This is a genomic window from Morganella sp. EGD-HP17 (assembly GCF_000512315.2).
In the GTDB taxonomy this organism is placed as follows: domain Bacteria; phylum Pseudomonadota; class Gammaproteobacteria; order Enterobacterales; family Enterobacteriaceae; genus Morganella; species Morganella morganii.
Genome location: NZ_AZRH01000008.1, coordinates 104,183 through 117,075, shown reverse-complemented (window position 1 = coordinate 117,075; position 12,893 = coordinate 104,183). Strand labels below are relative to the sequence as shown.

Annotated in this window: 8 protein-coding genes; all 8 read right to left on the bottom strand. The window is 52.3% G+C overall.

The window, feature by feature from the left end; all coding sequences use genetic code 11:
* Positions 1 to 217: 217 nt before the first annotated feature.
* The gene (locus tag X965_RS10375) at positions 218 to 1,603 is read right to left on the bottom strand and encodes a DASS family sodium-coupled anion symporter (RefSeq protein ID WP_036413963.1); all 1,386 of its coding nucleotides are present in this window, start codon (positions 1,601 to 1,603) and stop codon (positions 218 to 220) included.
* A gap of 334 nt (positions 1,604 to 1,937) precedes the next feature.
* The gene (gene eno, locus X965_RS10370) at positions 1,938 to 3,236 is read right to left on the bottom strand and encodes a phosphopyruvate hydratase (protein ID WP_004235956.1); all 1,299 of its coding nucleotides are present in this window, start codon (positions 3,234 to 3,236) and stop codon (positions 1,938 to 1,940) included.
* A 73-nt stretch (positions 3,237 to 3,309) separates the two neighbouring features.
* Positions 3,310 to 4,947: a glutamine hydrolyzing CTP synthase gene (gene pyrG, locus X965_RS10365; RefSeq protein ID WP_004235957.1), complete on the bottom strand. Its 1,638-nt coding sequence runs from the start codon at positions 4,945 to 4,947 to the stop codon at positions 3,310 to 3,312.
* A 223-nt stretch (positions 4,948 to 5,170) separates the two neighbouring features.
* Positions 5,171 to 5,959, bottom strand: a complete 789-nt coding sequence (gene mazG, locus X965_RS10360) for a nucleoside triphosphate pyrophosphohydrolase (RefSeq protein ID WP_004235958.1) — start codon at positions 5,957 to 5,959, stop codon at positions 5,171 to 5,173.
* Between the two features lie 86 nt (positions 5,960 to 6,045).
* Positions 6,046 to 8,280, bottom strand: coding sequence for a GTP diphosphokinase (relA, locus tag X965_RS10355; RefSeq protein ID WP_004238882.1), 2,235 nt, complete (start codon positions 8,278 to 8,280; stop codon positions 6,046 to 6,048).
* A gap of 9 nt (positions 8,281 to 8,289) precedes the next feature.
* Entirely contained in the window at positions 8,290 to 9,672 is a 1,383-nt protein-coding gene (rlmD, locus tag X965_RS10350; protein WP_004235960.1) for a 23S rRNA (uracil(1939)-C(5))-methyltransferase RlmD, read from the bottom strand.
* 347 nt (positions 9,673 to 10,019) lie between these two features.
* Positions 10,020 to 11,141, bottom strand: coding sequence for a glutamate-cysteine ligase family protein (locus X965_RS10345; protein WP_004238890.1), 1,122 nt, complete (start codon positions 11,139 to 11,141; stop codon positions 10,020 to 10,022).
* A gap of 209 nt (positions 11,142 to 11,350) precedes the next feature.
* Complete coding sequence (gene dgt, locus X965_RS10340; RefSeq protein ID WP_036417983.1) at positions 11,351 to 12,862, bottom strand: dGTPase; 1,512 nt, start codon at positions 12,860 to 12,862, stop codon at positions 11,351 to 11,353.
* Positions 12,863 to 12,893: the final 31 nt, after the last annotated feature.

The window sequence follows — 12,893 nt, the reverse complement described above, 5'->3', positions numbered from 1 at the left end:
ATCACCACGCTTTATCTGAAGCCCTGCATGACGCAGGGCTTTTTCATATCCGGTGATACCTGAATGTCTTTCCGGCTGCTCTTCTTCTTTCCCGCACTTCTGCGATATCAGTACATCCGCACCGATATTCTTTGTTGCCGGTATAAAAAAACCCGCTGATAAATCAGCAGGTTTTCTGTGTTGAACTTTGCTTTCGTGTTTATTATCAGCTGTGCTGTTATACCCAGAACAACCAGGCAAAGGCTGAGATAACAATGATACAGGCGATATTCAGCACACCACCGACCCGCACCATCTCAGACTGTTTGATAAACCCGGTCCCGAACACTATCGCATTCGGCGGCGTCGCCACCGGCAGCATAAAGGCACAGGATGCACCGATACCGATAATCATGGTCAGTGCCATCACCGGCATTCCCAGACCATCTGCCACACCGGCAAAGATAGGTACCAGCAGTGCAGCACTCGCGGTGTTACTGGTGAACTCCGTCAGCACAATAATAAAGGTGGTGACAGCGATAATAATCACCAGCCAGCTGCTGTTACCAAAGGAGGTTTTCATCCAGTCCGCCATCACTTCACTGGCACCGGAATCTTTCAGGATCATACTCAGTGTCAGACCGCCGCCGAACAAGAACAGAACGCCCCACTCGGTGTTGTTCTGAATCTGTGACCAGCTGGCCACCCCGGTAATACCAATCAGCGCAGCGGCACTCAGGGCGATAATAGTATCGAAATCTTTGATTTTACCCAGCAGATCACTCAGCGGTGCACTGCCGATCCAGCAGATAACGGTCAGACCGAAAATCGCCAGTGTCAGCAGACGTTTTGGTGTCCACTGAACCTGCTCCACTTCAATTTCAAAGCGGGCACCGAGCTTCGGACGTAACATCAGGTACATAATACCGAACATAATCGGCATCAGGATCAGCACCATCGGAATGCCGTATTTCATCCAGGTGAAGAAGTCCATTCCCAGCTGGTTTGCGGCAATAATGTTCGGCGGGCTGCCGACCATCGTTCCCAGGCCGCCGATACTGGCGCTGTAGGCCACGCCCAGCAGCATAAATACGAACGTGTTACGGTCGTGACGGATATCGAGGTTCCCCAGAATACCCAGCACCAGCGGTAACATCATCGCGGCGGTAGCGGTGTTACTGATCCACATGGACAGCGCGCCGGTCACACTGAACAGCAGAATCACTGCCGCCCATAAACGACCGCGGGCAATCAGCAGCAGGCGGTTAGCAATCAGGCGATCCAGCCCCTGAATATGCAGCGCCGTCGCCAGTGCAAAACCGCCGAAGAACAGGAAAATGGTCGGACTGGCAAAAGACTGTAATGCCTTACCTGCGCCCAGTAATCCGAGAAATACAGCCAGAATCGGGATCAGTAACGCGGTCAGCGTGACATGAATCGCCTCAGTCAGCCATAAAACAGCGACGAACACCATCAGCGCCAGCCCGGCATTCTCTTTGTCGCTGTAGGGCAGATATTTCAGCAGCAGTATCAGCAGCACAATGTCCAGAGCCAGTATGATGAGTCCCTTTGTATTAAAAGAACCCAGCCCGGTGGATTGGGTGAGCGTTTCTGAAGCGTCCATGATAATTCCCTCAGTAGGATGAAAAAGTATTCACGAAACCGATTGCTGTCATAGTTTAATAACCGGCATTTTTGCGTGAATGCTAAAAATGTTAAACAATTTATCTTCATGTGAAATATAAAAAGTATTAATAACAAAATACATCACAAATCGTCCGTTTTGCGATCTGAGGCAACAGAATAAGTAAAAAAACTTGTCATAGCATGGTAAACAACCAGTTTTAGTCATTGAGGGAACGGATAAAAAGCGGGGAAATATTCGTAAGATAAGATAACGCGGACATAAAAAAAGGTGTGTCCGCCGGACACACCTTTTTTAACATTTACAGTAACAATTACTGACCTTTGATCTCTTTGCGGCCGTGGAACGGAGCACGTTCGCCCAGCGCTTCTTCGATACGGATCAGCTGGTTGTACTTGGCAACACGATCAGAACGGCTCATAGAACCGGTTTTGATCTGGCCTGCTGCGGTACCGACAGCCAGGTCGGCAATTGTGGCATCTTCGGTTTCACCGGAACGGTGAGAGATAACGGCAGTGTAACCGGCGTCTTTCGCCATTTTGATAGCAGCCAGTGTTTCGGTCAGTGAACCGATCTGGTTGAATTTAATCAGAATGGAGTTAACGATACCTTTTTCGATACCTTCTTTCAGGATCTTGGTATTGGTCACGAACAGGTCATCACCGACCAGCTGGATTTTATCGCCCATGACTTTAGTCTGATACGCGAATCCATCCCAGTCAGATTCGTCCAGACCATCTTCGATAGAAACGATCGGATACTCTTTGGTCAGCTCTTCCAGGTAGTGAGTGAATTCCTGAGAGGTAAAGGTACGGCCTTCGCCTTTCAGTTCATACATACCGGTTTCTTTGTTGTAGAACTCAGATGCTGCACAGTCCATCGCCAGGGTAACGTCTTTGCCTAACTCGTAGCCTGCTGCTTTAACGGCTTCTTTGATGTCAGCCAGCGCTTCTGCGTTAGAACCCAGGTTTGGTGCATAACCACCTTCATCACCCACCGCAGTGTTCATGCCTTTAGCTTTCAGCACTTTTGCCAGGTGATGGAAGATTTCAGAACCCATGCGGACAGCTTCTTTCAGAGATGGCGCGCCGACAGGCTGGATCATGAATTCCTGGATGTCCACGTTGTTATCAGCGTGCTCACCACCGTTCAGGATGTTCATCATCGGCAGCGGCATAGAGTATTTGCCCGGAGTGCCGTTCAGTTCTGCGATGTGTGCGTACAGAGGTAAACCTTTTGATGCGGCAGCGGCTTTGGCGTTTGCCAGAGACACAGCCAGAATCGCGTTTGCACCGAAGTTGGATTTGTTTTCAGTGCCATCCAGGTCGATCATGATCTGGTCAACTTTTGCCTGATCTTTGGCATCCTGACCCAGCAGCGCCTGTGCGATCGGACCATTTACCGCGCCGACTGCCTTCAGAACACCTTTACCCAGGAAACGTGATTTATCACCGTCACGCAGTTCCAGCGCTTCACGGGAACCGGTAGATGCGCCTGACGGAGCAGCCGCCATACCCACAAAACCGCCTTCCAGGTGTACTTCAGCTTCTACAGTAGGGTTACCGCGGGAGTCGATGATTTCACGGCCGATCACTTTAACGATTTTGGACATTAGGTTTTCCTCAGTACAAGTTAAATTTTCAGATAAGTAACCGGCACTTACAGCCGGTCACTCACCTCACATCTTATTTTAGCAGACCTTTCTGGTTATCAGAGGCTGCCTTGACAAAACCTGCAAACAGCGGATGACCATCACGCGGGGTAGAGGTGAACTCCGGATGGAACTGACAGGCCACAAACCACGGATGGTTCGGGTTCTCGATGATTTCCACCAGTTTGTTGTCCACTGAGCGGCCCGCAACCAGCAGACCCGCATCTTCAAGACGCTTCAGTAACATGTTGTTCACTTCATAACGATGACGGTGACGTTCAGTAATCGCATCTTTGCCGTACAACCGGCGAACCAGGGAATTGTTCGTCAGGTGGCATAACTGACCGCCGACACGCATTGTACCGCCGAGATCACTCTCTTCGCTGCGGACTTCAATATTGCCGTCTTCGTCGCGCCATTCGGTGATAAGCGCAACGACCGGGTACTTACAATCAGCATCAAATTCCGTGGAGTTCGCGTCATCCATACCGGCCAGGTTACGGGCAAAGTCAATCAGTGCCACCTGCATTCCCAGGCAAATGCCCAGATACGGAATGTTGTTCTCGCGGGCATAGCGGGCAGTCATAATCTTACCTTCCACACCACGGGAACCAAAACCGCCCGGCACCAGAATCGCATCCAGACCCTGTAACAGTTCTGTACCACGGGTTTCCACATCCTGAGAATCAATCAGTTTGATGTTCACAGTGACGCGGTTTTTCAGGCCGCCGTGTTTCAGTGCTTCGATAACGGATTTATAGGCATCCGGCAGTTCAACGTATTTGCCGACCATCCCGATGGTAACTTCACCTGACGGATTGGCTTCCTCATAAATCACCTGCTCCCATTCTGAGAGATCTGCCTCAGGAGCATTAATGCTGAATCGTTTACAGATATAATCATCTAATCCCTGGGATTTCAAGAGGCCGGGGATTTTATAAATGGAATCTACGTCTTTCAGACTGATCACTGCTTTTTCAGGAACGTTACAGAAAAGCGCGATTTTGGCGCGTTCGTTAGCAGGAATCACTCTGTCTGAACGGCAAATCAGCACATCCGGCTGAATACCGATGGATAATAATTCTTTCACTGAGTGCTGAGTCGGCTTGGTTTTTACTTCACCGGCAGCCGCCAGATACGGAACCAAAGTCAAATGCAGATATAAGGTGTGTTCACGGCCGACTTCCGCCGCCATCTGACGGATAGCTTCCAGGAACGGCAATGATTCGATATCACCGACAGTCCCGCCGACTTCCACCAGCACCACGTCATGACCTTCACCGCCACGGATGATACGATCTTTGATTTCGTTGGTGATGTGCGGGATAACCTGAATGGTGGCACCGAGATAGTCGCCGCGGCGCTCTTTGCGCAGAACTTCAGAGTAAACACGTCCGGTGGTGAAGTTATTGCGGCGGGTCATTTTGGTGCGAATGAAGCGCTCGTAGTGACCTAAGTCGAGATCAGTTTCAGCGCCGTCGTTGGTGACGAAAACTTCCCCGTGTTGGGTCGGGCTCATGGTTCCCGGATCGACGTTGATGTACGGATCCAGTTTCATCATGGTGACATTGAGTCCACGGGCTTCGAGTATAGCCGCTAAAGAGGCTGCGGCAATGCCTTTACCCAGAGAGGATACGACCCCGCCGGTCACAAAAATATAATTAGTTTTCATGCTGAACCTGAAAGTTTAGGTGTAATAGATGATGGATATAACAGGACGGGAAAATAGTATACCCTAACCTTATTTTGGCGACAAATAATCTCGTCACCTCTTTTCGGTTATCCGTCGCTCCCGGGGCGGTAAAAACCGCCTTTTTACACTAACTAATCAACGTCTTACATTTTATAAAAAACTTTTCATTCTCCGGTAAAATCATTAGCTGAAAGCATTAAGCTTACCCCTCACGGGATTTAACATCCTGCCAACTTTTCTCCATTTCATCAAGTGTTGCTGATTCCATGGTCAGTCCGCGGGCGGCAATATCGCTCTCCACCTGACGAAAACGGTTCTCAAACTTACGGCAGGCTTTTTGTAACACCATTTCCGGTTTATGTCCCAGATGACGGGAAAAATTCACCACTGCGAACAGCAAATCACCCAGCTCTTCAGCCACGCGCTCATCATTCACCTGCGGCTGATTCACTTCCTCCATCACCTCATCCAGTTCCTCATACACCTTGCCGAGCACCGGCGGAAGTGTGTCCCAGTCAAATCCGGCAGACGCACAGCGTTTCTGGATTTTATAGGCCCGCATCAGGGCAGGCAGTGTTGCCGGGATATCATCCAGCAGGGAATACTGTGATTTTTCAGCGCGTTCGGCACTTTTTCGCTGCTCCCAGCCGGAAATGGCCGCTTCCGCGCCGATCCCCTGCTCACGGGCAAAAATATGCGGGTGGCGGCGGGTCAGTTTGTCACTGACAGCGGCGGCGATATCCTCAAAATCAAAACGCCCTTCTTCTTTCGCCATCTGCGCGTAAAACACCACCTGGAATAATAAGTCACCTAACTCACCTTTCAGATCGTCAAAATCCGCCCGCTCAATAGCGTCCAGAACCTCATAGGTCTCTTCCAGGGTGTAAGGGGCGATAGTGGCATAGGTTTGCGCTTTGTCCCACGGACAGCCGTTTTCCGGGTCGCGTAACTGCGACATGATCGCCAGCAGGCGCTCAACTGATACAGACATGTGATTAATTCCTGAATATGATTTCCGGGAGTGATAAAAAAAGCAGACCGGAGTCTGCTTTTCAGTGTAACCGATTTCCGGCCGTTTTACTGAGTGTGACGTTTTGCCTCAATCACATCCGGCAGCTGGTTCAGTTTTGCCAGCACACGGCTGAGGGTCTGGATATTGTAGATTTCCATATCCATATCGATGGTGGCAATCTGCTGTTTTACATCACTGTGGCTGCGCACCCCGAGAACATTCACTTTCTCGTTGGCCAGAATGGTGGTGATATCGCGCAGCAGGCCGCTGCGGTCATTTGCCACCACCCGCACCACCAGGGAATAGCCGCTGGAGTAACTCGCACTCCAGACCGCTTCCACCAGACGTTCCGGTGCCTGCTCCTGCAATTCCGCCAGCTGTTCGCAATCCGCGCGGTGGATAGAAATTCCCCGGCCTTTGGTGATAAAGCCGACGATATCATCCCCGGGAATCGGCTGGCAGCAGCGGGCGATGTGATGCATCAGGTTACCGACGCCCTCAACCACAATACGGCCGCTGCTCTGGTGAGCCGGTGCCGGTTTGGCCGGCGGGGCTTTTTCCAGGGTTTTCAGGGCCTCGCGGTCAGCTTCTTCCGCAGTCGGCTTGTTCAGTTTGCTTTGCAGGTAGTTCGACAGCTGGTTGATGCGGATATCACCCACACCAATACCGGCCAGCACTTCATCCAGCGAGTGAACGTTATAACGGGCGATCAGCAGTTTTTCCGCCTCTTTCAGGCTGATATCCTGCGCGGCCAGTTCGTTGTCCAGCATCTGCCGCCCGGCGATAATATTTTTATCGCGATCCTGCTTGCGGAACCAGTTATGGATCTTGGCGCGGCCCCGGCTGGTGGTGACATACCCCAGGTTCGGGTTCAGCCAGTCACGGCTCGGGTTCGGCTGTTTCTGGGTGATCACTTCAATCTGATCGCCCATCTGCAACTGGTAACTGAACGGCACAATACGGCCGCCGATTTTCGCGCCGATGCAGCGGTGACCCACATCGCTGTGGATATGGTAGGCGAAATCGAGCGGCGTGGAGCCTGCCGGTAAATCCACCACATCCCCTTTCGGGGTAAAAACGTAAACGCGGTCATCAAATACCTGACTGCGCACTTCATCCAGCATTTCGCCGGAATCGGCCATCTCTTCCTGCCACGCGATCAGTTTACGCAGCCAGGCGATACGGTTCTCGTAACTGCCGGTTTTGCCGCCGCCTGCGGTACCTTCTTTGTATTTCCAGTGCGCGGCAACGCCGAGTTCCGCATCCTCATGCATCTGCCGGGTGCGGATCTGAATCTCCAGGGTTTTACCCGCCGGCCCCAGTACCACGGTATGAATCGACTGATAGCCGTTCGGTTTCGGGTTCGCCACATAGTCATCGAACTCATCCGGCAGATGACGGAAATGGGTATGAACAATCCCCAGCGCGGCGTAGCAGTCCTGAAGACGCTCCACCACAATCCGCACGGCACGGACATCAAACAGCTCATCAAAGGAGAGCGATTTTTTCTGCATCTTGCGCCAGATACTGTAGATATGCTTCGGCCGTCCGTAGATCTCGGCCTGAATGCCCTCTTCTTTCATGTCGTTGCGCAGGGTCGTGACAAAGTTATCAATATACTCTTCGCGGTCAAGACGGCGCTCATGCAGCAGGCTGGCAATGCGTTTGTAATCATCCGGGTGCAGATAACGGAAGCAGTAATCCTCCAGCTCCCATTTAAGCTGCCCGATCCCGAGGCGGTTCGCCAGCGGGGCATAAATATTGAAACACTCTTTGGCGGCCAGAACGCGCTCATCCTCACCGGCATCTTTCACTTCGCGCAGATGGGCTATCCGCTCTGCCAGTTTGATAACCACGCAGCGGAAATCTTCCACCATGGAGAGCAGCATACGGCGGATGTTATCCACCTGCACCGAACTGGTTTCGTCGTTATGGGTGGCTTTCAGCTGACGGATAGCATCCATATCCATCACACCTTTGACCAGCAGCCAGATAGCGGAACCAAAGGCTTCGCTTATCTCTTCCTCTCCGAGGATCTCCGCTTCGGCCAGCGGAAAAAGCAACGCTGCGCGCAGACTGTCAAGATCCATACTGAGGGTGGATAAAATCTCCACCATCTCAATACCGCGCCCGAGCAACAGCGCCGCATCCTGATGTCCATCAACCTTCTGATGACAGTAATGCCAGACCTCTTCCAGTTTTTCACCCGTCACCGGGTTATGCAGCCCGAGGCTGTTAATCCAGTGTGCCGGGTCAAACTCACCGGCCGGTGTTAAATGCGCACTTCTTACCGCGACCATACATTCTCCCTACTGACTGACCGGTGGTGTCTTTGTGAAAAGCACCATCGACTCCAAATGGCCGGTTTGCGGAAACATATCCAGCATACGGACAGCATTCCGGTGATACCCGGCACCATGCAGAACCTGACTATCCCTTGCAAGTGTTGTGGGATTACAGGAAACATAAACGATGCGCTCAGGGGAAAGCGCAACAATATGCGGCATAATCTCAGCCGCCCCGGCACGCGCCGGATCCAGTAATACTTTGTTAAACCCGGAAGCCGCCCACGGCTCCCCGGTAATATCCTGCGACAAATCCGCGTGATAAAATGCGGCATTCGCCAGATTATTGAGACGGGCATTCTCCCGTGCCGTGCGGACCAGCGCATCCACGCCTTCCACCCCGACAACCTCACCGGCGCGTTCCGCCACCGGCAGCGTAAAATTACCCATCCCGCAGAAGAGATCTAACACGCGATCGTGTTTTGTCAGCTCCAACCAGTTCAGCGCCTGTGCCACCATCAGCTCATTCAGGGCACCGTTCACCTGGATAAAATCCTGCGGACTGAACTGTAATTTTAACCCGGCTACCGCGTAATGCGGAGGATACGGCGCACAAACTGCCACAGGCGGTGCACCGGCACTGCCCTGCAGATAAAGCGCGGTATTGTGTTCAGCACAAAACGCCGTCAGTGCGGACAAATCCGCATCACTGAGCGGTGCCAGATGACGCAGTACCAGCAGCGGTCCGCTTTCGGTATCTGCCAGTTCCGCGTGACCGAGTTCCGGTGCGGCGGCCAGAGACGACAGACAGCGCTGTAAGGGTACCAGTAATGCCTCCAGACGCGGAACCAGCACCGGACACTGTGTGACAGCAACCGTTGATTTGCTCTGCGCCTGACGGAATCCCATGGTCAGCTGTTTTGTTTTCGGGGAATACACCAGCGCCAGCCGCGCCCGGCGGCGGTAGCCGTACTCTTCCCCGCTCAGAACAGGGATCTCCCCGCACGCCTCACCTGTTTCGCGGGTCAGCAGATACGCGAGATACGCCGCTTTGGTTTCCCGCTGCATGGCAACCGGAATATGCTGCTGCTGGCAGCCGCCGCACTGTCCGTAATGACGGCAGGCTGGTTTGCGGCGCGCCGGGTTATCAGACAGGCGTTTCACCACACTGCCTTTGGCATAGTGACGCTTTTCTTCCGTCAGCCTGACCTGTGCGGACTCACCCGGCATCAGATCCGGGATAAAAACAGTTTTTCCCTGAAGGCGGGCAATGCCCTGCCCGAGGGCATCGAGAGAGTCAGCGGTGACTGTGACAGTCCGGGACTGCCGCGGGGTCTGACGGGGCTGAGAATAAAATTGCGCCATAATGATAAAAAACGTTGTCTGTGAGGCCGGTGATTTTCCCATAAAGCAGCGTATTGACCAACGGATTCTTCGGATACACTGCAAATAACACGTCATGGACCGGTAAAAAATGCATGGCGCTGATTATACCATACTGCCGGATAGTGCCTCAGCACTATTTGTTAAAAGGATAAATGATATTTATCGTTACACATCAGTGCTGCCGGTTTCATTATTTATAATGCCTGATACCGCACCACCCGCTGAATAATACGCAATATCAGCCACTGATAAATAATAAATTTACATGAACTTACCGGTGCTGATTTTTTTGGCACAAAAAAAACCGTTATTTAAAAAATAACGGTTTATTGTTACCGGCAATAAAAATGTATCCTGATATGACAGCGTTATGCATCCTGCTCCGGCCACAATCCGCCGAAATGCATTAACTCCCCGCTGACCAGGAAACGGGTGATCATTTCATCCGCCGGGGTCATTCTGTTTGCCAGACGTTCACTGAGTAACTGCAGCCGCGCCGCTTCATTCAGCAGGCCATGCTGCTCCAGCGCGCGCCGGGCGGCGATAAGCAGTGTCTCAACCACCGTGGAAACAGTCAGGTCGGCAAACGGCTCGCGGGCAATCGCATTAAAGCGGGCGTCCGGCTGCACGCTGTAATTAAAGGAAATGGTGTCATCCAGCACCAGCCCGAGGATCCACGCACAGAATGCGCCCATCAGCGCCGGGTCCGGAACCGCATCGAACGCTTTGAATTCAATCCGACCGTGCTCACCCTCGTTACGTGCCGGATAAATAAAGTCATGCGGATACACCGCCGAGTTGGTCAGGAACCCTTTACAGGCCGGACGGTGACAACTGCGCAGTGCGGTACGGCGGGATAAACCGCCCCATAACTGCCCGTTTTCCAGCGGACCGTTCAGCGAAAGCGCCACCAGGTACGGTGCAAAGAACGTCAGTTTTTCAACCGCGTGCACAACACGGGCGTCACTCATTTCCGGCACGGAAATATTGATATCCGGCCCGCAGGTCTGCATTACCAGATCCGCGTGGCGGAAAGCAGCGTGCTCCTCACGGAACGCTTTTTCCCATGCATTCAGCGGCGGATTAAACTGATAGCGCGGCGAAACCGGATGATAAGCACTGATTGCCAGCCCCAGCCCGCACGCTTTCAGACGTTCACTCAGCTGCGCTTCAATAATCTGCAGGGAATCCAGTGCCGCTGTCACCGACTTTGCCGGTGGCGTGCGGATTTCTATCCCTTTGATAACCTGGGCAATGAGTTTGCCTTCCGGTGAAAACCGCTCATCGCCCTCAACATACCAGTAACCGGCTTTAATACCCGCATCACCCTTATGCAGCGAGGCATCATCCATCCCCGGGCGGTTATTCAGTGCAGGTGCCAGCTCTGACAGGGTAATATTGTCAAAGGATTTAATACCGGCGGCACTTTTATTCCGGTACTGTGTCAGCCAATATTCAAATTCAATCCCGACCCGATACTCTTTTTGCATACGTGATGTAATCCCGGTTAATACTTTTGGTGCGACGGTATAGCCCCTGAAACGAATTCAGGCTGCGACAATATGATGAACAGATCCGCCGCCGAATACAGTGAATCTATTTCAGCAACACCTGCGGATTAATCGTAGCAACAATTCCGGTAATATTGAACCGGAATTGTCATGTCATTTGTGCGAAAGTGCTGTCATTAATCAGCAGCTTACTGACAAACGGAGAAACGCCGGAATTCTTCATAAGCGTAATGGTCGGTCATACCGCTGATATAATCCTGAATCAGCCTGGCGCGGTAATAAAATTCCAGGATGGTCTGCTCTTCCTGCGGTTTATCTGCCAGTGCGGCAACAGCTTCCCCGTAAGCCGCCCGCTGCTTGCGTGACAGCTTATGTAACAGCCGCGTTTCGATAAAATAGTGTTTGTGAAAGTTTTCACGGACCAGATCGGCGAAATCCGCCTGCGGCATCATTAACAGCGGCCGGTAAAAATCCAGCAGGCCGTTGATGATCCGGAATCCCTGTAATTCCAGCTCTTCCACTTCGTGATGGGTAAACACATATTTAAACGCGACCCGTTTCAGGGTTTTCAGCAGACGGTGCTCTTCACTTTTATCTTCCAGCAGCGCCTGATTGTAAGTACCCGCAAACACGGCGGGCAGATTATCGATAAAGCGCTGCGCGGTATACGGCACCAGTTTATTGGTGATATAGACCCGCAGATACATAAAAAACTGATCCTGCGGGCTGCGGTGCTGACTGCGGGTAAGCGACTGATACGCCTGCTCAACGGTATCGCGGAACAGCGCGGAATCCGCAGAGCCTTCCAGCGCCTGCCACTCCTGGCGCAGATAGGTCACCAGGGTATCCGGGGTCAGAATACCTTTCTCCACCGCATCATCCAAATCCGCAATGCAATACGAGATATCATCCGCCGCTTCCATAATATAACTGAGCGGAAAACGGCAGAACTCGCCGAGCTGTAATTCATCACGCAGCCGCTGAATCAGGGTATTTTCAGACCAGTAATAGCCCGGTTTTTTGGTGAGATAATCGAACTCCTCCGGCACCGGCTCCAGTTGCCATGCGGGACGGGTATATTTCAGCACACTGCCTATCTGAGCAAATGTCAGATTCAGTTTCAGCAGATGGTGTGCCATCCGCATTCCCTGGGCATTGCCCTCAAACAGGCACAAATCCCGGCGCAGCTGACGGCGCAGATGATCCGCCTGCGGTGAGCCGGTCAGGCGCAGTGCGGCAATCTGACAGTTATCCTCATCTCCGGTCTGCGGCTCGCCGAGCAGATTACTGAACCATTTCTGAATCGCCGCCTCCCCGAAATGCCCGAACGGCGGGTTGCCGATGTCATGCATCAGACACGCCATTTCAACCACACTTTCAAAGGCATCCGTACGCTCATCCAGGCCGTATTCTTCCAGTTTTTGTGATTGTTTCAGCTGACTGAGGATCGTTTTGGCGATATAGCGCCCGACCTGCTGCACTTCCAGGGAGTGTGTGAGACGGCTGCGGACAGCGGAATTCTGCTCCAGCGGAAACACCTGAGTTTTCTGTTGCAGACGACGGACAGCGGCAGAATTGATAATACGGCCGCGATCACTTTCAAATGCCTGATTCACCAGAAACTCTTGTGCAGATTCCTCCGCAGAAGCACCAAACTGGCGGTGAAAATTCAGCTTCTTTTTAAAATCAATAACCGGCACGTCGCCTCCGTCTTCTTATCCGCACGGGAAA